This window comes from Microbacterium sp. NPDC086615 (assembly GCF_040686055.1).
GTDB lineage: Bacteria > Actinomycetota > Actinomycetes > Actinomycetales > Microbacteriaceae > Microbacterium.
On sequence record NZ_JBFBJJ010000005.1, the window covers coordinates 47,386 to 66,966 of the forward strand.

General features: G+C 69.7%; 23 protein-coding genes. 11 read left to right on the forward strand and 12 right to left on the reverse strand.

All coding sequences use genetic code 11. The features are described 5' to 3' along the window. Positions 1 to 30: 30 nt before the first annotated feature. On the forward strand, positions 31 to 1,392 hold the full coding sequence (locus AB0O24_RS06915) for an extracellular solute-binding protein (RefSeq protein WP_363373580.1): 1,362 nt from the start codon (positions 31 to 33) through the stop codon (positions 1,390 to 1,392). A 166-nt stretch (positions 1,393 to 1,558) separates the two neighbouring features. Here AB0O24_RS06915 and AB0O24_RS06920 read toward each other — a convergent pair whose 3' ends face one another. The 6 genes from AB0O24_RS06920 to AB0O24_RS06945 are packed head-to-tail and all read right to left on the reverse strand — an operon-like array spanning position 1,559 to position 4,709. Further along, on the reverse strand, positions 1,559 to 2,470 hold the full coding sequence (locus tag AB0O24_RS06920) for an Asp23/Gls24 family envelope stress response protein (protein WP_363373583.1): 912 nt from the start codon (positions 2,468 to 2,470) through the stop codon (positions 1,559 to 1,561). A 17-nt stretch (positions 2,471 to 2,487) separates the two neighbouring features. Then, positions 2,488 to 3,075, reverse strand: coding sequence for a hypothetical protein (locus tag AB0O24_RS06925; RefSeq protein ID WP_275797989.1), 588 nt, complete (start codon positions 3,073 to 3,075; stop codon positions 2,488 to 2,490). Continuing rightward, positions 3,075 to 3,653 (reverse strand): DNA/RNA endonuclease G, encoded by a 579-nt coding sequence (locus tag AB0O24_RS06930; RefSeq protein WP_363373587.1) that lies wholly within the window; start codon positions 3,651 to 3,653, stop codon positions 3,075 to 3,077. The genes AB0O24_RS06925 and AB0O24_RS06930 overlap by 1 nt, the downstream gene beginning before the upstream one ends. Further along, a complete protein-coding gene (locus AB0O24_RS06935) occupies positions 3,653 to 4,045 on the reverse strand; it encodes a hypothetical protein (protein WP_275797993.1) in 393 nt (130 codons plus the stop codon). The genes AB0O24_RS06930 and AB0O24_RS06935 overlap by 1 nt, the downstream gene beginning before the upstream one ends. Next, a complete protein-coding gene (locus AB0O24_RS06940; protein ID WP_055832192.1) occupies positions 4,042 to 4,230 on the reverse strand; it encodes a DUF2273 domain-containing protein in 189 nt (62 codons plus the stop codon). The genes AB0O24_RS06935 and AB0O24_RS06940 overlap by 4 nt, the downstream gene beginning before the upstream one ends. Continuing rightward, positions 4,227 to 4,709, reverse strand: a complete 483-nt coding sequence (locus AB0O24_RS06945) for an Asp23/Gls24 family envelope stress response protein (protein WP_275797997.1) — start codon at positions 4,707 to 4,709, stop codon at positions 4,227 to 4,229. The genes AB0O24_RS06940 and AB0O24_RS06945 overlap by 4 nt, the downstream gene beginning before the upstream one ends. Positions 4,710 to 5,180: 471 nt before the next feature. On the opposite strand from AB0O24_RS06945, the gene fdhD reads away from it, so the two are divergent. The 5 genes from fdhD to AB0O24_RS06970 all read left to right on the forward strand — a co-directional run bounded on the left by fdhD (position 5,181) and on the right by AB0O24_RS06970 (position 10,483). Continuing rightward, complete coding sequence (gene fdhD, locus AB0O24_RS06950; RefSeq protein ID WP_275797999.1) at positions 5,181 to 6,071, forward strand: formate dehydrogenase accessory sulfurtransferase FdhD; 891 nt, start codon at positions 5,181 to 5,183, stop codon at positions 6,069 to 6,071. A gap of 60 nt (positions 6,072 to 6,131) precedes the next feature. Continuing rightward, positions 6,132 to 8,456: an FdhF/YdeP family oxidoreductase gene (locus tag AB0O24_RS06955; RefSeq protein ID WP_275798001.1), complete on the forward strand. Its 2,325-nt coding sequence runs from the start codon at positions 6,132 to 6,134 to the stop codon at positions 8,454 to 8,456. Positions 8,457 to 8,655: 199 nt separating this feature from the next. Then, entirely contained in the window at positions 8,656 to 9,114 is a 459-nt protein-coding gene (locus tag AB0O24_RS06960) for a hypothetical protein (protein WP_275798003.1), read from the forward strand. Further along, on the forward strand, positions 9,111 to 9,929 hold the full coding sequence (locus tag AB0O24_RS06965; protein ID WP_275798005.1) for an AAA family ATPase: 819 nt from the start codon (positions 9,111 to 9,113) through the stop codon (positions 9,927 to 9,929). Before AB0O24_RS06960 ends, AB0O24_RS06965 begins: the two co-directional genes overlap by 4 nt. Positions 9,930 to 10,135: 206 nt before the next feature. Further along, a complete protein-coding gene (locus AB0O24_RS06970) occupies positions 10,136 to 10,483 on the forward strand; it encodes a hypothetical protein (protein ID WP_275798007.1) in 348 nt (115 codons plus the stop codon). A gap of 65 nt (positions 10,484 to 10,548) precedes the next feature. Here the strand turns inward: AB0O24_RS06970 and AB0O24_RS06975 are convergent, their stop codons facing one another. From AB0O24_RS06975 to AB0O24_RS06990, 4 genes are all read right to left on the reverse strand, one after another. Then, entirely contained in the window at positions 10,549 to 10,803 is a 255-nt protein-coding gene (locus tag AB0O24_RS06975) for a hypothetical protein (RefSeq protein WP_275798009.1), read from the reverse strand. A 282-nt stretch (positions 10,804 to 11,085) separates the two neighbouring features. Further along, positions 11,086 to 11,184 carry an FAD-dependent monooxygenase gene (locus AB0O24_RS06980; RefSeq protein ID WP_275798010.1) on the reverse strand — a complete coding sequence of 33 codons (99 nt, stop codon included), beginning with the start codon at positions 11,182 to 11,184 and terminating at the stop codon, positions 11,086 to 11,088. A gap of 157 nt (positions 11,185 to 11,341) precedes the next feature. After that, the gene (locus AB0O24_RS06985) at positions 11,342 to 11,722 is read right to left on the reverse strand and encodes a hypothetical protein (RefSeq protein WP_363373594.1); all 381 of its coding nucleotides are present in this window, start codon (positions 11,720 to 11,722) and stop codon (positions 11,342 to 11,344) included. Positions 11,723 to 11,948: 226 nt separating this feature from the next. Beyond that, positions 11,949 to 12,218 (reverse strand): hypothetical protein, encoded by a 270-nt coding sequence (locus AB0O24_RS06990; RefSeq protein ID WP_275798014.1) that lies wholly within the window; start codon positions 12,216 to 12,218, stop codon positions 11,949 to 11,951. A 449-nt stretch (positions 12,219 to 12,667) separates the two neighbouring features. On the opposite strand from AB0O24_RS06990, the gene purL reads away from it, so the two are divergent. The 4 genes from purL to AB0O24_RS07010 all read left to right on the forward strand — a co-directional run bounded on the left by purL (position 12,668) and on the right by AB0O24_RS07010 (position 17,355). After that, on the forward strand, positions 12,668 to 15,046 hold the full coding sequence (gene purL / locus AB0O24_RS06995) for a phosphoribosylformylglycinamidine synthase subunit PurL (protein ID WP_363373597.1): 2,379 nt from the start codon (positions 12,668 to 12,670) through the stop codon (positions 15,044 to 15,046). Positions 15,047 to 15,114: 68 nt separating this feature from the next. Further along, positions 15,115 to 15,249 (forward strand): hypothetical protein, encoded by a 135-nt coding sequence (locus AB0O24_RS07000; protein ID WP_275044580.1) that lies wholly within the window; start codon positions 15,115 to 15,117, stop codon positions 15,247 to 15,249. 416 nt (positions 15,250 to 15,665) lie between these two features. Next, on the forward strand, positions 15,666 to 16,592 hold the full coding sequence (locus tag AB0O24_RS07005; protein ID WP_275798018.1) for a hypothetical protein: 927 nt from the start codon (positions 15,666 to 15,668) through the stop codon (positions 16,590 to 16,592). Positions 16,593 to 16,626: 34 nt separating this feature from the next. Further along, complete coding sequence (locus AB0O24_RS07010) at positions 16,627 to 17,355, forward strand: hypothetical protein (RefSeq protein ID WP_307383693.1); 729 nt, start codon at positions 16,627 to 16,629, stop codon at positions 17,353 to 17,355. Positions 17,356 to 17,537: 182 nt separating this feature from the next. Here AB0O24_RS07010 and AB0O24_RS07015 read toward each other — a convergent pair whose 3' ends face one another. Further along, a complete protein-coding gene (locus AB0O24_RS07015; protein ID WP_275798022.1) occupies positions 17,538 to 17,798 on the reverse strand; it encodes a DUF3253 domain-containing protein in 261 nt (86 codons plus the stop codon). Between the two features lie 47 nt (positions 17,799 to 17,845). On the opposite strand from AB0O24_RS07015, the gene AB0O24_RS07020 reads away from it, so the two are divergent. Then, positions 17,846 to 18,577 carry a DUF2071 domain-containing protein gene (locus AB0O24_RS07020; RefSeq protein ID WP_363373601.1) on the forward strand — a complete coding sequence of 244 codons (732 nt, stop codon included), beginning with the start codon at positions 17,846 to 17,848 and terminating at the stop codon, positions 18,575 to 18,577. Positions 18,578 to 18,659: 82 nt separating this feature from the next. On the opposite strand, the gene AB0O24_RS07025 is transcribed toward AB0O24_RS07020, so the two are convergent. Beyond that, on the reverse strand, positions 18,660 to 19,559 hold the full coding sequence (locus tag AB0O24_RS07025; protein ID WP_363373604.1) for a glycine betaine ABC transporter substrate-binding protein: 900 nt from the start codon (positions 19,557 to 19,559) through the stop codon (positions 18,660 to 18,662). Positions 19,560 to 19,581 lie beyond the last annotated feature (22 nt).

The window sequence follows — 19,581 nt, forward strand, 5'->3', positions numbered from 1 at the left end:
CCATCCCCCCTGTCCGGAAAGGACCCCCTCATGCGCAAGCGTTCCCTCGCCGGTGTCGCCGCGGTCACGGCATCCGCTCTCCTTCTCACCTCCTGCAGCGGCGGCTCGGATGATCCCGCCGCGGACGGGGACTTCTCGACGCAGCCCACCGGCACCCTCGCCGCGTGGGGCTTCGAGAATGCCGACGACGTCGGTCAGTCGCGTCTCGATTACGCGGCCGAGAAGCTCGGTGATGTCGAGGTGACCCTGGATGCCACGGCCTTCGACGCCCAGAAGTTCACGACGCGCATCGCCGGCGGCAACGTCCCCGACGTCGTACAGATGGACCGCCGGTACGTCACGACGTATGCCGCTCAAGGACTCCTCATGCCGCTCGACGCATGTTTCGAGGCGAAGGGCGTCGTCCCCACCGACCGCTGGTACCAGAACGTCGTCGACGACGTCACGTATCAGGATGCCGTCTACGCGGTGTCGCAGTTCTACCAGCCGCCCGCGATCCTGCTGAACATGAACGTGCTGAACGAAGCGGCCGTGAGGCCCGAGGAATTCGACACCTCGAACATGGACGGCCTGCTCGCCGCCGTCGAGAAGATGTACCAGGGCTCGGGGAGCACACCGACGCGACTCGGCTTCGACCCGGTCGCGACCGGCCAGGGCGGCCTCTGGGTGCTGGGCATGGGCGGACAGCTCACGGATGCCGAGGGCAAGCCGACGCTGGACGATCCGGCGAACGCGGCCGGCATCGACGCACTGAAGCGCATCACCGACGCTCAGGGCGGCTACGCCGCGGTGAAGAGCTTCACCGATGCGTTCGACACCTTCGGCGACGCGAACCAGTTCGTGACGAACAAGGTCGGCGCGCAGGTCGCGAACCAGTGGTATCCGAACGTCCTCAGCGCCTACCGCGACCAGATCTCGTTGCAGGCCGTTCCGTTCCGGGATGCCGACGGCCAACCGTTCTCGGTCGCGTCCGGCACCGCGTTCGTCATTCCCGCCGGGGCGAAGAACCCCGCCGCTGCCTGCCAGTGGATGACCGACCTCACCTCGACCGACGCCTGGATGGCGGCCGGGGCGGCCCGCGCGGAGACCATCGAAAGCAAGGGCGGACTCAACACGGGCCTGTTCACCGGCTCCCCCGGGGCCGACGAGATGATCCGCTCGCAGTACGTCACGCCGACCGGCGATGCCGGCTTCGACGAGGTCATCTCGACGTACTACGACGTGGTCGCCTCTGGCCGCTCGTTCGGATCCTCGCCCGCCGGGCAGGACATTCAGAACGAGCTGAACAACGCCATCACCGCCGCCCTCCTCGGCGACAAGACGACCGAGCAGGCCCTGGCCGACGCGCAAGCCTCCGCGCAGCGCGCGTACGACAACGCGACGGCGGGCTGACGCCGAGAGCACCCGTGCGAAACTCCTGACTTCCGCTCGGCGAGCGGCGGGACGAACCGGAAGTCTGCTCCCGAGAGGGATCGGGGCTCGCGATTCTCAGGAGTTTCGCACGGGTGCCCGCGAGCCTGCATCGAGGCGGTGGATGGCCGCGACCCGCCTCAGAACCTCAGGGTCGCGGCTTCTCGTCCTCCACGAGCGACTGGACCTCGTCCGTCGCCGACGTCCTGTCGTCGCCCCGAACCTCGTCGGCGGCGATCGCGATGTCGATCGCGGCGTCTTCCAGGGCCTCGGCGACGAGGTCGCTCACATCGGCGCGGTCGGTCGCGGGCTCGACGGGGGCTCCCGCGGGCTTCGCAGAGGCGGCGGACGGGGCAGCGGCGGCGCGCGCGTCCACGACGGCGTGATCAGGCTCGACACCCTCTGCCCGCGCGTCGTCGACCGCCACCCGCTCCCGGGCGGCCTTCACCGTTTCGTCCACGGCAGCGGCGGCACCGGCCGCGACATCCTTGGTCTTGGCCACCGCGGCGTCGACGGTCTCGGCGGCGCTGGCAGCGATGTCCTTGGACGCGGCCACCGCGCTGTCGGTCGCCGCCGAGGCGCGGGCTCTCGCGTCGTCGACCACCTCGGAGGCCCGGGTCACGGCGGCATCCGTCCGCTCCCGCACGGTGGCGGCCGTCTCCCGCGCGCGGGCGGCGACGGCATCCGCCTTCTCCTCCGCCTCGACGACGACGTCACGGTCGAACGGGCCGAAGACACCGGTCACGATGACATCGACGTCGACCCGACCGCGCCCGAGCGGCTCGAGAGCCGTCCGCACGGCCGAGCGCACCGCGCCCGAGACCTCGCGCAGCTTGTGGGGGTAGTCCACGACGAGCGAGATGGTCGCCGTGACCGAGTCAGCGCGGTCGGTGTCGATCTTGACTCCGGGAACCGTGCTCGCGAGGCCGACGCGTTCACGCACGGCATCCGAGGCCCGTCCGAGCAGGCTGCCGAGGGCGTGCACGCCGTCGACCGTCGCGGCGGCGGTGGCCGCGCGTTCGGCCGCCGCGTCGAGGGTGGGGGTGTCGATGGTGGTCATGACGTCTCCTCGTGGGATCAGTGCACGCGGGTGCTGTCGCGCGCGAGCTTGGCGCGCAGACCCGAGTGGATGGAGATGTAGGCGCGCAGGTTCTGCCCGGTGAGGGCGGCCAGGTTGGTCACGAGCGTGTCGATGTGCTCGGCCACCTGACGCGGCGACGTGTTCTGTCGCGGAGTGACCGCGACGTGCAGCACCGACTCGCGCTGGATCTCGCCGGCGCTGATGCGCGAGGAGAGGATCTCGTCGCGCTCGGCGAGCGCGTTCTTGAGCGCCTCGGCGGCGAATCCGTCAGTGACGGTGATGCGTCCCTCGGCGCTGTCGCTGCCGGTCGACTGCAGGGGGGCCTGGCGACGACCCCGGACGGCGGCGGAGGCGATCACGATGAGCACGAGCGCCAGCACCACGAAGGCGGCGACGGCTCCCCACCCGGCGGACTCACGACCGAGCGACTCGAGCCAGCCCTGGAAGCCGCCCATGACGGTGGTCCAGGTGTCGGCTCCGCCGGGGAGCAGCGCCACGGCGAGCGCGAGGGCGCCTGCCGCCAACAGGACGACGCCGACGAGGAAGAGGACGAAGCGGTTGAGACCGCGGCGCGTGGCGTTCATCAGGACTCCTTGGTGTCGGGGCGCTGCACGCGCACGTGGGTGCGCACGGCGGGCGAGAGCTTGTAGGTGGCGATCTCGTCGTCGACGATGCGGCGCATCTGCGCCTCGTCGACAGGGATGCCGACGGGCGGGCGCACGGTGACGTCGACGGTGCGGTGGGCGACGCCCACGACGATGTCGTCACGAGCGATACCGGATTCGTTGCTGAGGTGCTGCGCGAGAGCGGAGGCCACGACGCCGTTGTCGACGACGACGGCCCGCTCTCCCCATGCCATCTCGTGACGCGACAGGCGTCCGGGCTTGAGGGCGAGCACGAGCACGAAGAGCCCGACGAGGGCGAGAACGATGCCGCCGACGATGAAGGCGACCGGCAGGAGGGCGGTCGGTGCCGCGACGACCGCGTTCAGAGCAGCGCCGGGGCTGACGAGCAGCGGCGGCTGCCCGAGGAGGGCGAGGACGATCTCGACCGCGGCGTACGCCAGCGCGAGCAGCGCGAGGACGACCACGACGAGCATTGCCACAGTGCGCGGGGAGTGCGTCTCGCGACGCACGACGGTGCGGAGCACGGTATCGGTCATCACAGCACTCGCTTTCGCTGGGGGACGCTGGCGCCCGAGATGGTCAGGTCGACCCGCGAGACGTCGCGTCCGAAGAGGTGTGTCAGACGAGACCGCAGGGCGGTCTGCGCGGTGCGCGCCGCCTCGAGGACGGGCGTGGCCGCGCCGACCGCGGCGGTGTCGTCGAGGCGCGGCACGGGGAACGGCGTGGTGACGCGCACCACGGCGGTGTCGCGGGCCGAGACGATCTCGACGCGGACGTTCGTGGCATCCACCCCGATGATCTCGGCTGCGGCGCGCTCCGCCGTCTTCTGCAGGACACGGTCGGCGACGCTCACGCGGCCCGCGGGGAGGCCGGGGCCGGCAACCGTGGTGCGGCTGCCGACCCCGGGGGAAGCGGTGACGGTGGTCACGATGTGCTCCGACCCTTGAAGGCGTTGACGATGTTGCCGAAATCGATCTCGCCGGCGGTGATGCGCGCGACGACGATTCCGATGGCCATGAACAGGGCGACGAGGATGAATCCCCAGAAGCCGAAGATCAGGGCGCTGAGAGCGAGGACGAGCCCGACGAGCGCGCCCTTCGTGGTGGCGCTCACTGGACGCGCTTTTCGTTGCTGTCGTCGTCGTTGTTGTCGTCGCCGGGGATGTGGACGTCGTTCACGTCGACGTTGACCTCGACGACCTCGAGACCGACGAGACGGTTGATGGCACCGGCCACGCGACCACGGACCTGGTCGGCGACCTCCTGGATCGGGGCGCCGTACTCGACGACGATCGTGATGTCGGCGGCGGCCTGCGTCTCGCCGACCTCGACCTTGACGCCCTGCGTCAGGTCGGTGGCGTTGATCGCGTCGCGGATGGCGCCGAGGGCACGTGCTCCGCCGCCACCCAGGGCGTACACGCCGGCGACCTCACGCGCGGCGATGCCGGCGACCTTGGCGACGACGCCGTCGGCGATCGTCGTCTTGCCCTCGGTGAGGGTATCCGAGCCGCGGGCGTTGAGGGGGCGGTTGACGCGCGACGCCGCCTGGGGGACGTTCTGCGCGGCGGGGGTGGTGGGGGCCTCGGTAGCCATGTCGGTGCCTTTCACGTGTGGTGCCCGGCGGGGCCGGGGTAAGCGATTTGGCCTACGTGGATAAGACGTACCGGGTGCGGGAAACGTCACGCGGGGATTGAAAAAAGTTCGGGATTCTGTATTCGCATGAATGCGAAAGCCTGAAATCCTCGTCATCTCGCCGGTGTGCGCGCTCCCACGCGCCGCGCTTCGGCGCGGTTGGATGACCCGTGTGCGACGCCCTCTCTCGCCTGCCCGAGCCGTTCACACGCGCCCCACCGATCATGCAGATGGACCGCATCGCCACTCCCGCGCCGCGCTTCGGCCCGGTTGCATGACCCGTATGCGACGCCCTCTCTCACCTGCCCGAGACGTTCACACGCGCCCCACCGATCATGCAGATGGACCGCATCGCCGCTCCGGCGACCCGTGCCACGAGACCCCGGGCGTACGCTCGACGCATGTCCCCCTCTCCCGCGCGGCAGCCCTGACGTGGGTCGCCTGACCGCCTCGCGTCGCGTGACGCGCATCACCCTCGACGGGGTGAATCGACAGAGACCGGATGCCATCGCCGTCGAGGAACCACTCGAGATCCGCGTCGCGGGCTCACCGCTCGCCGTGACCATGCGCACCCCCGGACACGACATCGAACTGGCGGCCGGCTTCCTGGTGTCGGAGGGGGTGATCAGCCGCGGCGACCAGTTCGCCCGCGCGATCCACTGCGGCGGACCCGGCACGGGCGGCGCGGACGGCAACACCTACAACGTGCTCGACCTCACCCTCGCCCCCGGGGTCGCGCTCCCCTCGCCCGATATCGCCCGCTCGTTCTATACGACGAGCTCGTGCGGTGTGTGCGGAACGGCGTCGATCGAGGCGGTGGAGAAGGTGTCGACGTACGACGTCTCGACCGACGAGGTGCGCGTGGAGGCACGGGATGTCGCGGCCTTCCCCGACCGCCTCCGCGCGGGGCAGAAGGTGTTCGACAAGACCGGCGGGCTGCACGGCGCTGCTCTTTTCGACATCGAGACGGGCGAGATGCTCGTCGTCCGCGAAGACGTCGGTCGGCACAACGCGGTCGACAAGGTCGTCGGGTGGGCGCTGCTCAACGACCGACTCCCCCTGCGGGGCACCGTGCTGCAGGTGTCGGGGCGCGTGAGCTTCGAGCTCGTACAGAAGGCCGTGATGGCCGGCATCCCGATGCTGTCGGCGGTGTCGGCGCCGTCGTCGCTCGCGATCGAGCTGGCCGAGCGCGCGGGGCTCACCCTCGCCGCCTTCGTGCGCGGGGGCAGCATGAACCTGTACTCCCGCGCCGACCGGATCGCGGTTCCCTCCACCGACGCGCCCACAACCCCCTCTGCCGCAGAGCCGTCGAGCGTACGCTGACGAAGAGCGCGGGACGGGTGGATGCCACCGGCCCGGCACCGAAATCCACGGAGGGTGAGCATGGGTGAATCGTTCGGCCTGATGACCGAGAAGCCCCGCCAGGGCGGCCTCGGACCGGCCGTGACGGGCGACTGGTCGAGCACCGGCGAGTACGAGCACCCCGCCGCCGGGTGGGGCGCCGCGCTCACCGTCGGCAAGGTGCTGCTCGAACAACGCCAGCCGATCGCGGGCACCAGGGCGATGTTCACGATGAACCACCCGAAGAGCGGTTTCGACTGCCCCGGGTGCGCGTGGCCCGACGACAAGGGTGTCGCGCTCGACATCTGCGAGAACGGCATCAAGCACGTCACCTGGGAGATGACGCACAAGCGCGTCGGCAAAGAGTTCTTCGCCGAGCACTCGGTGACAGAGCTGTCGCAGTGGACCGATTTCGCTCTCGAAGACGCCGGTCGCCTCGTCGGTCCGATGGTCTACGACGCCGCCAGCGACCACTACGTGCCGATCTCGTGGAACGACGCCTTCCGCCTCATCGCCGAGCAGATCACCGCTCTCGACTCCCCCGACCAGGCGGCGTTCTACACCTCGGGGCGACTCAGCAACGAAGCGTCGTTCCTCTACCAGCTGTTCGCGCGCGAGCTCGGCACGAACAACCTCCCCGACTGCTCGAACATGTGCCACGAGGGCTCGGGGCGCGGGCTCACGGCATCCCTCGCCACCCCCAAGGGCACCGCCGACCTCGAAGACTGGGAGACCTGCGACGCCCTCTTCGTGCTCGGTGTGAACGCGGCTTCCAACGCTCCGCGCATGCTCACGAGCCTTGCCGAGGCGATCGACCGCGGCGCACAGGTGGTGCACGTCAACACGCTGCGCGAGGTCGCCGGCACGCGCACGATCGTGCCGCACGAGATCGTCGACATGGCGACGTTCCACAGCACGCCGACCAGCACGATGAACCTGCAGGTTCGCCCGGGCGGCGACCTCGCTCTCGTGCGCGGCATGGCGAAGGTCGTGTTCGAGGCGTCCGAGACCGACCCGAGCGCCCTCGACCAGGCCTTCCTCGATCAGTACACGACCGGGCTCGATGAGTACCGCGCTCTGGTCGAAGCGACCCCGTGGGACCAGCTCGTCGAACAGGCGGGGCTCACCGAAGCCGAGATCCGCGGGGCGGCCGACGTCTATCTCAGCGCCGACCGGACGGTCATCAGCTGGTGCCTGGGTGTGAGCCAGCACCAGCACGGCGTCGACACCGTGCGCGAGATCGTCAACCTGCTTCTGCTGCGCGGCAACGTGGGACGAAAGGGCACCGGACCCTCGCCGGTGCGCGGCCACAGCAACGTGCAGGGCAACCGCACGTGCGGCATCAACCACAAGCCCACCGAGCAGTGGCTCGCGAAGCTCGACGAGGTGTGCGGCATCACCTCGCCGCGAGAGCCCGGCCTCGACACCGTGCACACGGTGGCTGCGCTGCACCGGGGCGATCTGAAGGTGTTCGTCGGCATGGGCGGCAACTTCGTCCGGGCTGCTCCCGACACGAAGCTCACCGCCGAGGGCATGGGCCGCTGCGAGCTGACCGTCCACGTGAGCACCAAGCTCAACCGCAGCCACCTCACCCACGGCAAGCAGGCCCTCATCCTCCCGTGCCTCGGCCGCACCGAGCGTGACGTGCAAGAGGCAGGCCCCCAGTCGATCTCGACCGAGGATGCCATGAGCTCCGTCATGCTCTCGCTCGGCTCCCGCAAGCCCGCGTCTCCGCACCTGCTGAGCGAGCCCGAGATCATCGCGCGCATCGCTCGCGCCACCATGCCCCACTCGGCGACGCCGTGGGAGTGGTACGTGGGCGACTACGACCGTATCCGCGACACCATGGCGAAGGTGCTGCCCGGGTTCGAGGGCTTCAACGAGCTCGTGCGCCAGCAGTACGGCTTCCGCATCCCGCAGCCGGCCCGCGAGCGCGACTTCCGGACGCCGTCGGGCAAGGCGGAGTTCTCGGATGCCGAGCTGCCGAACGTCATCCCCGAAGAGGCCGACGTGCTGGTGCTGCAGACCATGCGCTCCCACGACCAGTGGAACACCACGATCTACTCGGCCGACGACCGGTACCGGGGCGTCCGCAACATCCGCGAGCTGGTGTTCATGCACCGCCGAGACATGAAGGACCGCGGCATCGCCGAGGGCGACCTCGTCGACATCGTCGCGACCTCGCGCGACGGCTCGGTGCGCAGCGTCACGGGCTTCCGCGCGCTCGAGTACGACACCCCGCGCGGCAGCGCCGCCGGGTACTTCCCCGAGCTCAACGTGCTGCTCGGCCCCGACGACTACAGCCGCCAGAGCGACCAGCCGCTGATGAAAGACATCCGGGTCCGCATCGCGAAGACCGCGAGTTGAGGGTCTGAGCTCATCCGGCCGTCATCCCCGCTGTCGACAACAGCAAGGGGCGGACGGAGACATCGTCGATGCGGGCCGCGTCAACACCCCGCAGTCTCACCCCGCAGTTCAAGGCGAGAGGGTGAAGGTCGTGGCATCACAGGGTGGACCACAGCCAGCAACGACTACACGAACGTTCTCCATCGCCAGAATGGCGACCATGATCGAACCGACGGGCACCCCATCCGGCCTGCTGACAACCCCGATCGGCATCGCGCGAGACATTCTCCGGCACTGGCTCGACGGCAAGGAACGCAAACTCCGCATCCGCAAGCTGGAACTCGAGATCGAGCGCCTCACTGCTTCACATGGGTCGCCGGATCCGAACGCGGTGATCGACGCGGTCACCCGATTGGTGGAAGGCATAGCGGGTCTGAGGATCTCCCCGTCCCTTCAAGGCCCCATCATCATCCGAGACGGCACGCCGATTGAAATTCCCGACATGCCTCCGATCGCACCGCCTCCCGGACCCGCCCTGTCCGCGACCGGGTCGCCCGCGAACGGTGGCCACGACGAAGTGACGTGGATGGCACGCGCCATTTCTTCATCACCTTCGAAGAACTCTCTCGAGTTGCTGGCGGAACGCGTACGGAAGCGCCGAGAGGCGGATGCGCGATGACGTCCCCGGTGCCACACCGCCTGCGTGAGCGGATCGAGCTGCATCTTTTCCGCAACCTCGCCGCCGCCGCGCTGCGACACATCCCACTCATCCTCTGCATCGAGGGCGAGCCGGGAAGCGGCAAGACCTTCGCGGTCGACGCGGTCGCCGGCGACTCTGGGGTGAAAGTCTTCTCGATCGCGGGGGACCAACTTGAGAGCCCGAATGCCGGGTACCCCGCTCAACTCATTCGGGACACGTACCGAGAGGCGGGCGAAGCGCTCAGGGGCGGAGCACTCGGTGCCGCCCTGGTCATCCACGACATCGACACCGCGCTCGGGAGCTGGGGCGCCAACGTCCAGTACACGATGAACCGACAGATGGTCAACAACGCCCTCATGAACCTGTCGGACTCTCCGACCATCGTGGAGGGTTTTGACACCCGCCGGGTCCCCATCATCCTCACCGGCAACGACTTCTCGCTTCTCCACGCGCCCGTCATGCGCACGGGTCGCTCCGACCTCTTCCGCTGGGAACCGACTGTCGCGGAGAGAACGTTCGTCGTGGCGGACATCCTCCCGGCAGGGCTCGAAGGCCTCGCCGAGGTGCTCGTCACGAACCACCCCACGCAGCCCGTTTCCTTCTTCGCGGATGCCGTCGCCTTCGCGCAGAACACGTCGTTGTCGGATGCGATAGCAAAGCGCTCCCTCACGGAACTCCTCGCGCTCATCCGAGATGGACACGATCCGATCGTTCCACCGCCGACGGTCGAATCGATTCTTCGCAGCGCCGAGGTGCTCGCTTCGAGTCGACGAGACAGCAAGGAGGCCCTGTGATGACCGGCTCCCACTCGCGATCCTCCTCGAACTCGTCATCCCACGCTCGACTGTCGCTCTTGGTGCACCAGGTTCGAGTCGCTTTGCGCCGAGCGATATCAGCGAGCCCACGATCACTCGACCACGCGACGAAACTGGTCACGCGTCGCTGGGTCTCGCACTTCCTCCTTCGCGGGATGGATGCGGAGTCCAAGTGCTGGATCCAAGTGACGCTGCGTATCGATTGGGCAGCTCACGCGTTGGCGATCGAACGCGGAGCCACGACTGTGACCATAGGTTCGTCGTGGATCGATTCCACGGCACCGGAGGTCACCGAAGCCATCGATCTCTTCTGCTCTGAGGTCTCCGAGCACGGGTTGACCCCGCTTCTCGCCTGGCAATGGAGCGACAATGTCGATGTGAAAGCTGCTCGTGCGGAATTGGGTTCGTCCCCCACTCCGCCGATCGAGTGGGCGGGCGAGGTGATCTCTCTCACCCAAACCGTGCGCGAGATCCCCGAGTTCCAGGTCCGCATCGAACAGGTCGCCAGTTCGGATGACGAGGAAGACGACTGAAGCTCCTCGTTCGCCCACCCAGTGAGCGGCACAGTCAATCCTTCGGCGATCGCGCTGCTCGGGTATCAGAACGACGACAACGCGCGGGTCATGAACGATGCCCAGATGACGATGAACACGACATTTGCCGCTGTTCCGAGCGCCCCGATGATCATGGCCCACCGCGCGAACCCGACGCCCGCTTCGACGTTGTCCGGCCGCGCGAGCTGATTCCGCGCGACGATGCCGATCACGAGACCGGCGATCGGCACGATGAACGCCGCGATGAAGCCGATCACCGCGAGAGTGCTCGTCCGCACCGGCGCCACGGGAGAGGTCATGGCGCGATGGTAGCGGCACCCGCCCAGGCCGTGCGCGCCGGATCCGGATCACGAACGCAGATCCGGATCGAACTCACGATTCCGTCCGGATCTGGCGTGTGTCTCCGGATCCAGCGCATCTCGGGAACCGGCACCGCGCGCGTTCCGCCCGGATCGCCCCCGCGGGCCCCTCGGCCCCAGACGCCCGCCATCCCCCACGTGGCCCCGCTCAGTCGCTCTCGGGCCGCGCCCAGCTCGGCGCCCGTTCCGGCCGCGGGCCGACCCCGATGACGAACGCCGGAATCACGCTTGAACCGTGACCCGGATGCCACTCCGCGCGAGCAGAAGTCCGAGCACCAGCCCCGCGGGTCCGCCGCCGACGATGGCGCACGTCGACGTCATGTCGCCCTCCTTCTCATGCGATGCTTCTGCGCGGTGGCGTCGGGCATGACGCCCCGGACCGTCACGCGGAGATCATCGCCGACACGCCGTGCCGCGGCATCCTGAACCGGCGCGTCGCGCCCGGACTCCGCCTGACGGAACGTCGCGGCCGCCCGCCTCAGATCTTGCTGCTGACCAGGATGCCGCGGCCCTCGAGGTCGGCGGCGACCTTGCCGACCGCCTCTTTATAGGCGTCGTAGAGCCTCACCTGGACGAGACCGTCGTCGTTGCCGCCGCCCGGCTGGAAGATCGGACGGTGCAGATCGACCTGGACCGTGCCGCCGAGATCGGTGAAGGTCACGTCGAGAACCTCGCGCAGCGAGTCCTCGCTCGTGATGAATCCCTGGAACATCGTCCGGGCGATGCTGCCGTGCGCGGCCTTCCAGTGGTCGCCCTTGTCAGTCACGGTGAAGTCCGCTGCTTCGAGGGCCGACCGCGTGGCGTCCTGCGCCGCGGCGAGGTCGCCCGAGACGACGAGCTGGAAATTGAGGATGGCCATGGCACGCCTTTCGGTCCGGTGCCGCTCAGCCTGTCGCCTTCCCCTTCCGGGCACAACCCGGGGCGGGCCCCCGACGTGCCGTCACGCGGAGTCCTCCCCAGACACGCCGCCCGGCGGCATCCGGAACCGGCGCGTCGACGCCGACCTCCGCACGACGGTGCGGACGGGAAAGGCAGGATGCCGAGAACCGGCCATCGCAACGCACGACGACCGGTTCCCGGCGCCGTCACGACGTCGACACGGCCTTTCGACGCCCGCGGAGCCACTTCACGCAGCCGTACAGGCTGATCAGAAGCCAGAAGCCCTCGATGATGGCCGAGGAGAGGTTCCAGTGGGCAGCGAGCGAGATCAGCACGAGGATCGAGGCAATCGCGTTGACGAGCGAGTACCTCAGTTGTTCGACGCGCAGTTTGCCGATCTGCAGCAGGAAGTAGCTGACGACGACGAGCGTGACGCCGGCGAGGCCGACGACGTTGGCGAAATCGGATGAAGACATGGCAGTAGTCCTGTTCGGTCATCCCACCCGACCATCCGAAGGTCGGTGGGAACGCTGAAGAGGCGAGCGCCGGTCGGCGGTCGCGCGGGGGCCGAGGCCCGATCAGCGTCCGAAGTCGTCGTACATGCGACGCACGCTACCGCCGGTATGTCTCGCGCACGTTTCGCCGCCGCCGCGCGGTCCGGCGGAGCCCGCGGGTCGCGACGGAACGGCAGCTGCCCACGCACCGTCACGCGGACTTTTCCCCAGACACGCCGCCCCGCGGCATCCGGAACCGGCGTGTGGCCGCCGAACTCCGCACGACGGCGCGGGCACCGACGGCGGCCCGCGCCGGCGGCCGCACCCGGACCCGCAGAACGGATGCCACACCCCACTGCTCCTCCCCAGCGGGGCCGAGGCCGCGACCTGTCCACGTCGGCGGCTCAGGATCGGCGGCCCCAACTAGACTGATGCCCGTCCGGCCCCTGCGATTCTTGGAGCTCAGCCGCGTGACCACCCCGAACCCCGCCGCCCGCACAGCTCTTGCTGACACCGTCGAGAACGCCATCGCGACGCCCGAGAAGGATCAGCCGTACGGCGCCCTGGGCCTCAAGAGCGACGAGTACGCGAAGATCCGCGAGATCCTGGGCCGCCGCCCCACCAGCGGTGAGCTGGCGATGTACTCGGTCATGTGGAGCGAGCACTGCTCCTACAAGTCGAGCAAGATCTACCTCCGTCAGTTCGGCCAGAAGGTCAGCGACGAGATGAAGACCCGGCTCATGGTCGGCATGGGGCAGAACGCCGGCGTCGTCGACGTGGGCGACGGCTGGGCGGTCACCTTCAAGGTCGAGTCGCACAACCACCCGAGCTACATCGAGCCCTTCCAGGGCGCGGCCACCGGCGTCGGCGGCATCGTGCGCGACATCATCTCGATGGGCGCGCGCCCGGTCGCGGTCATGGACCAGCTGCGCTTCGGCGCGATCGACCACCCCGACACCCCGCGCGTCGTGCACGGCGTCACCAGCGGCATCTCGTTCTACGGCAACTGCCTGGGCCTGCCGAACATCGGCGGCGAGACGGTGTTCGACGCCGTCTACCAGGGCAACCCGCTCGTCAACGCCCTCGCTGTGGGCGTCATGCGCCACGAAGACATCAAGCTCGCCAACGCCACCGGTGTGGGAAACAAAGTCGTGCTGTTCGGTGCCCGCACGGGCGGCGACGGCATCGGTGGCGCGAGCATCTTGGCATCCGACACCTTCGCCGACGGCGGCCCCACCAAGCGTCCCGCGGTGCAGGTGGGCGACCCGTTCGCCGAGAAGGTGTTGATCGAGTGCTGCCTCGAGCTGTACCGCGACGACCTCGTCGAGGCCATCCAAGACCTCGGGGCCGCGGGCATCTCGTGTGCGACGAGCGAGCTCGCCGCCAACGGTGACAGCGGCATGAAGGTCGAACTGTCGAAGGTCCTCCTGCGCGACCCCTCGCTGACTCCCGAAGAGATCCTGATGTCGGAGTCGCAGGAGCGCATGATGGCGATCGTCGCGCCCGAGAAGCTCGATGCGTTCCTCGCCGTCGTCGGCAAGTGGGACGTCGAGACGAGCGTCCTCGGCGAGGTCACCGGCGACGGGCGCCTCGTCATCGACTGGTACGGCGAGCGCATCGTCGACGTCGACCCCTCGACGGTCGCCGTCGACGGCCCCGTCTACGAGCGTCCCGTCGCCTACCCGACGTGGATCGACGCGCTGAACGACGACACCGCCGCGACACTTCCCCGGGCGTCGGATGCCGAGACCCTCCGCGAGCAGTTCACGACGCTGGTGGCGAGCCCCAACCTCGCCGACACCTCGTGGATCACGAACCAGTACGACTACTACGTGCTCGGCAACACCGCGCTGAGCTTCCCCGACGACGCCGGCATGATCCGCGTCGACGAAGAGACCGGCCTCGGCTTCGCAATCGCGACCGACTGCAACGGCCGCTACAACCAGCTCGACCCCTACAACGGCGCGAAGCTGGCGCTGGCCGAGGCGTACCGCAACGTCGCCGTCTCCGGAGCTGTGCCCACCGCTGTCACCGACTGCCTCAACTTCGGCAGCCCCGAGAACCCCGAGGTCATGTGGCAGTTCAGCCAGGCCGTCGAGGGCCTGAGCGACGGATGCCTCGAGCTCGGCATCCCCGTCACGGGCGGCAACGTCTCGTTCTACAACCAGACCGGCGACCAGCCGATCCACCCGACCCCGGTGGTCGGTGTGCTCGGCATCATCGACGACGTCGCAGCCCGCATCCCGAGCGGATGGCAGGATGCCGGCGAGAACCTCTACCTGCTCGGCGTCACCGCCGACGAGCTCGACGGCTCGCAGTGGGCGGGCACCATCCACGACCACCTCGGCGGTCGCCCGCCGAAGGTCGACCTCGCGCAGGAGCGCAAGCTCGCCGAGCTGCTCCAGGCCGCGGGGTCGCAGTCACTCGTCTCGAGCGCTCACGACCTGTCGTCGGGTGGTCTCGCCCAGGCCCTCGCCGAGGGCGTCATGCGCTTCGGCGTCGGCGCGCGCGTGTGGCTCACCGAACTCATGGAGCGTGACGGAGTGGATGCCACGGCCGCACTGTTCAGCGAGTCCACCGGGCGCGTGCTGGTGAGCGTTCCCCGCGAGGAAGACGTGAAGTTCCGCGGCCTCTGCGATGGCCGCGGATACCCGGTGCTCCGCATCGGCGTGACCGACGTCGAGCCCGGCACCGAGGCATCCCTGGAGATCCAGGATGTCTTCACGGTGCCCGTCGCGGAGCTGCGTCGCCTGTCGACCGAGACGCTCCCCGCGGTCTTCGGTCCGACGGTCGCCGAGCCGGTGGCCTGAGGCTCGGCCCGCCGGACCCGAACCACTCGCCCGCCCCAAACCGCCCGCCCACACCGAGAGGAGACGCGGTGACGAACGACGACGACATGTCCGTGTTCGATGAGAAACGACAGCGCCGCGTGAAGGTGACCGCGTGGGTCGTGATCGCAGCCCTCGTCCTCACGGGCGGCGGAGCGACGGTGCTGACGCTGATCTTCGGCTGACGCGAGGCGGGACGCCCGGCGCGCGCGACTCCGGTGCGCGCTGCTCCGGTGCGCGCTGCTCCGGTGCGCGCTGCTTCCGCGCGCGTGACTCCCGCGCTGCCCGCGCGCGCACGACCGCCCGCGCAGAATCGGACCGAGGCAGCAGATCCGGACGAAAACTCCGATCTCATCCGAATCCGCTGCACTGATCCGAATCTGCGACCACGGATCGATGGGGTCCGCGTCTCCTGGCCCCGGCCCCGGCCCCGGCCCCGGCCCCGGTCCTGCCCCAGCCCCAGCCCCAGCCCCAGCCCCGGCCCCCACCCCGGCCACGGTCCCAGCCCCTGCCCCCGCCCCGGTCCTGCCCCCGCCCCGGCCCCTGCGGAATCCGGCCCGACGGCAAGCGACGCGTCGCATGCCCGACGTAGCATGGGAGCGTGGAGCCGCTGATGGTCTTGTTGGCCGAGTGGTGGTGGATCGGGCCCGCGGCGGCCGGTGCCGGCACACTCGGCTGGATCGGCGTGCGCCGCTCCCGTCAGCAGCGCGCTCTTCCCTCCGGCGCCACCACCACGGGGGACCGCGCGGCTCGCGCCTGGGCGTCCCGCCCGATGAGCAAGAACGCGGCCCGTCGACTCGAACTCGACGCGGCGCAGCTCGACCTCCTCACCGCACGGCAGGCCATCACCCGCGGGCGAGCCGAGGTCAAGATCGCCGATGCCGAGGTGGTTCGCGCACAGGCGGAGCGGGCGGCATCCCGAGGCTCTTCCGAAGCCGTGTCGGCGGCGCGAGCGCGCCTCGTCGCGGCCCAGCACTCTCTGCGCGCCGCGACGGCCGATCTGCGGGCGCGACGAGCCGCAGTCAAGGCCGCGCAGGCGATGCTCCCGGCCATCCGTGGCGGGAGCGCGCCCCTGCCGGTCGACCGTCTGCTCGCTGAACACGACGCCGTTCTGGCGCGCTGGATGGCCTACGAGACCGATCCGGCGCTCGCGATCGACTTCCCGGGGATGTCGGATTCTCGGTCGCCTCTGCTCGCCGAGTTCCTCCGGGCACACGAGAAGGCGCAGTGGCTTCGCCCCGCATCGGCACAGACGCGCCTCGAACCCGCGGACTTCCTCGCGTACCGCGACGCGGTCCGCCGCACGGTGAACGCGTTCGACCACGCGGAGCGCATCGCCCGCCACGGTGACAAGACCCCGCCTCCGACGTTCGACGGGTCCGAGGCGTGGGGTCGCATGGCATCCGATCTCGCCGAGTCCGCCCAGCGCGCCCTCGCCCGGTCGATGGAGTCCATGGGGCGCGCCGCCGCGCGCAGCTGGAACGAACGGAACACGAAGCGCGGCCGGAAGAGCGCCGACCCCGAGTGATCCCGGCGAGGTCGTCATCGCGGACCGGCGTAGCATGACGGGGGTGCACGACTTCTGGACATTCGCGGGCAGCTACTGGTGGCTCGTGTTTCCGCTCTTCGGGATGACGATGGGGGCGGTGAACGGCGTGATCAAGCGCCGCGAAGTGCAGGCCCGCCGTCGGCACCGGGAGCAGATCGAGTTGATCCGCGCGCAGGGCGGAGCCCCCGCGGCTCCCCTCGCGGCAGCCCCCGTCGGCATCGACGACCAGCAGCGCATCATCGCCGCGCAGGACGCCGTGACGCACCGCTGGCTGGAGTACGAGCTCGACGCCGACAAGCTCATCACCTACCCGGCGATGAGCGACGGCCGCCAGCCGCTGACCGCCGCGTTCTTGCGCGCGAAGAAGGTCGCGGACAACCTCCGGCCCCGCGACGGTGAGACGCTCTCCCCCGAGCGGCTCAAGGAGTACCGCGACGCCGTCACCGACTACGAGGTCGCGTTCGAGGTGGCCGAACGCGATGCCCGCCGAGTGAAGGACGCAGCCTTCTCGCCCGATGAGCGCAAGCGTCTCGACACCGCGAAGCAGTTGCTCACGGTCGCGACCGACCAAGCCGCGACGCCGAACGAGCGCCAGCTCGCGTACAAGCGCGTGCGCGAGGAGCTCGACGGCCTGATCTGGCTCTCGGACGACGCGGTCGAGGAGCTCGAGAAGAAGGTCGCGCTCGAGCTGCCGCGCGGCGCTGAGCCCGCACCGCGGACGCCGCCCGAGCCCGCGGTCTGACCCCGCTCCGAGCCGCGCGGTCGCGCCTCACCGCGCCGGAATCGGGGCACCGCACCAGAATCGGACGCGCGGCCCGGCGGCATCCGATTCCGGTTCACCTATCCGATTCCGCTCCATCCGCGCCCGCGGTCTGACCCCGCGGCAGTCCCGCCCGCGCTGCCGCACGGGAACCGCCGCGTAGCTCAGCGCTTCCGGCGGATCCGCACCGGACCCCGTGCCGTCATCACGTCGACGACCTCGCCCTTCTGCGTCACCTCGACCTCGCCGAGACCGACCAGCTCGTGCGCCGCGTCCCGCGCGGGCTGCATGAGGTCGCGCCAGTCGTCGCCGCCCACCGCGCGGGCGGCCTCCGACGGACAGATCGTCTTATCGGCATCCCGAGCCGCGAGCAGTTCGCGAATGGATGCCACGAGCCGAGGGTCCGCACCTGATGAGGGGGCCATCTGTCCAGTCTCCCTCCGCGCGGCGACGCCGGGGCCAGAATGAGCCGGTGGACACCGAACGACACGCCCCCGACCTGCCCGGCCGCGCGGTCATCGCGCAGCGGTGGAATCGCGCGGTGTTCGTGCACTGGCGGGTCGACCCGGCCGAGGTCGCGCCGCTCCTGCCGGCCGGAACCCGCCCCGACGTTCACGACGGTTCCGCGTGGGTGGGTCTCGTGCCGTTCGCGCTGAGCGAGTTCCGCTTCCTGCCGCTTCCGCCGGTGCCCCTCCTCGGCACCTTCACCGAGATCAACGTCCGCACCTACGCCGTCGACGACGAGGGACGCCGCGGGGTCGTGTTCCGCACCCTCGAGGCCGAGCATCTCGCGCCGGTCCTCGCCGCCCGCGCGCTGTTCGGCCTGCCGTATCGGTGGGCGCGAGCGGGGGTACGCACCGACGGCGCGCGAATCGAGTTCCGGTCGCGGCGCCACGGGGGTCGGCATCCCGGAACCCGCGTGCGCGCGACACGGGGCACCGACACCGTCGACACTCCGCTGTCGCGCTTCCTGACCGCCCGATGGGGCTTCCACGAGCGGCACCTCGGCCGCACCATTTGGGCCGCGAACACCCACGAGCCGTGGCCGCTCGTCGAGGCCCGGCTGGACGCGCTCGACGACGACCTCGTCGCGGACGCGGGCTTCCCGCAGCTCGCCGGCCGCGCACCCGACTCGGTGCTCGCGATGCCCGCCGGGCACCCGGGTTTCGTCACCAGGTTCACGGCCGCGCGCGCGATCCGCTGACCTGCGGCGGCGCGGAGGGCGGCGCGCAACGAGTGGCGCGCGGCGGCGACCCCCTCACAGGGGACCGCCGCCGCTCGTCACGTCAGCGCTGCGTCGAAAACGCGCTCGGATTCTGCTCGAGCCACGCCTGCACGGCCTCGGGCTCCTTGCCCTCGCCGTACTCGTTCACGACGAGGTCTTCGAGCGAGCCGTACTGCTCGTCGTCGAGCGTGATGCCGGCGATGAGCTCGGCGGCATCCGGGTACTTCTCCGCGAAGCCGGAGGTGCCGAGGAAGTGCAGGGCCTCGGGCTCGCCCATCAGCCCCTGCGGGTCCGCGAGGTCCTTGACGTCGTAGGCGTCGTTCGCCCAGAAGGGCCGCCACAGCGTGACCGCGATGTCCTTCTGGGCGGCGATGGCGTTGTCGAGCTCGGTGAGCATCGCCGCGGTCGACGAGGTCACGAGTTCGAGGCCGTCGAGGCCGTACCCCGGCATCGCGACCTCCTGCGTCTGCTTCGTCAGTCCCGCGCCCGGCTCGATGCCGTAGATCTTGCCGTCGAACCGCGCGGCGTTGTCCTTGAGCTGGTCGATCGAGTCGATGTCCACGTAGCTCGGGACGGCGATCGTGAGCTTGGCGTTGTCGTAGTACGCGCCGAGGTCGTCGATCTTGTCGCCGTACTTGTCCATGTAATCCGCGTGCGTCAGCTCGGGCCAGGCCGACGGGTAGATGTCGACGTCGCCCTGCGCGAGACCGGCGTACAGCGGACCCGCCTCGGTGAGGGTCTGCATCTCGACGGTGTAGCCGAGCTTGCCGAGCTGGTCCTCGAGCAGGTAGGCGGTGCTGAGGCCGTCGGTCCACGAGGGCAGGAAGCCGAGCGTGATGGTGCCCTTGCTGTCGTCGCCACCCGAGCCGCCTTCGGCCTGGTTGCCGCTGGCGCAGCCGGCGAGAGCGAGGGCGCTGACGGCACCGAGGGCGAGGGCACTGGTGAGGTGTCGCTTGTTCATTGCTGTGTTCTCTTCCTTTTCG

What these genes read in the sequence shown, in the direction of transcription:
- AB0O24_RS06985 (WP_363373594.1), bottom strand. Translation starts at nt 11,722, where the DNA reads ATGGCCATCCTCAATTTCCAGCTCGTCGTCTCGGGCGACCTCGCCGCG.
- AB0O24_RS07015 (WP_275798022.1), bottom strand. Translation starts at nt 17,798, where the DNA reads ATGGCCCCCTCATCAGGTGCGGACCCTCGGCTCGTGGCATCCATTCGC.
- AB0O24_RS06930 (WP_363373587.1), bottom strand. Translation starts at nt 3,653, where the DNA reads ATGACCGATACCGTGCTCCGCACCGTCGTGCGTCGCGAGACGCACTCC.
- AB0O24_RS06945 (WP_275797997.1), bottom strand. Translation starts at nt 4,709, where the DNA reads ATGGCTACCGAGGCCCCCACCACCCCCGCCGCGCAGAACGTCCCCCAG.
- AB0O24_RS06955 (WP_275798001.1), top strand. Translation starts at nt 6,132, where the DNA reads ATGGGTGAATCGTTCGGCCTGATGACCGAGAAGCCCCGCCAGGGCGGC.
- AB0O24_RS06975 (WP_275798009.1), bottom strand. Translation starts at nt 10,803, where the DNA reads ATGACCTCTCCCGTGGCGCCGGTGCGGACGAGCACTCTCGCGGTGATC.
- AB0O24_RS06960 (WP_275798003.1), top strand. Translation starts at nt 8,656, where the DNA reads ATGATCGAACCGACGGGCACCCCATCCGGCCTGCTGACAACCCCGATC.
- AB0O24_RS06965 (WP_275798005.1), top strand. Translation starts at nt 9,111, where the DNA reads ATGACGTCCCCGGTGCCACACCGCCTGCGTGAGCGGATCGAGCTGCAT.
- AB0O24_RS06920 (WP_363373583.1), bottom strand. Translation starts at nt 2,470, where the DNA reads ATGACCACCATCGACACCCCCACCCTCGACGCGGCGGCCGAACGCGCG.
- AB0O24_RS07025 (WP_363373604.1), bottom strand. Translation starts at nt 19,559, where the DNA reads ATGAACAAGCGACACCTCACCAGTGCCCTCGCCCTCGGTGCCGTCAGC.
- AB0O24_RS06925 (WP_275797989.1), bottom strand. Translation starts at nt 3,075, where the DNA reads ATGAACGCCACGCGCCGCGGTCTCAACCGCTTCGTCCTCTTCCTCGTC.
- AB0O24_RS07010 (WP_307383693.1), top strand. Translation starts at nt 16,627, where the DNA reads ATGACGGGGGTGCACGACTTCTGGACATTCGCGGGCAGCTACTGGTGG.
- AB0O24_RS06980 (WP_275798010.1), bottom strand. Translation starts at nt 11,184, where the DNA reads ATGACGTCGACGTGCGCCATCGTCGGCGGCGGACCCGCGGGGCTGGTG.
- purL (WP_363373597.1), top strand. Translation starts at nt 12,668, where the DNA reads ATGCCCGTCCGGCCCCTGCGATTCTTGGAGCTCAGCCGCGTGACCACC.
- AB0O24_RS06990 (WP_275798014.1), bottom strand. Translation starts at nt 12,218, where the DNA reads ATGTCTTCATCCGATTTCGCCAACGTCGTCGGCCTCGCCGGCGTCACG.
- AB0O24_RS06915 (WP_363373580.1), top strand. Translation starts at nt 31, where the DNA reads ATGCGCAAGCGTTCCCTCGCCGGTGTCGCCGCGGTCACGGCATCCGCT.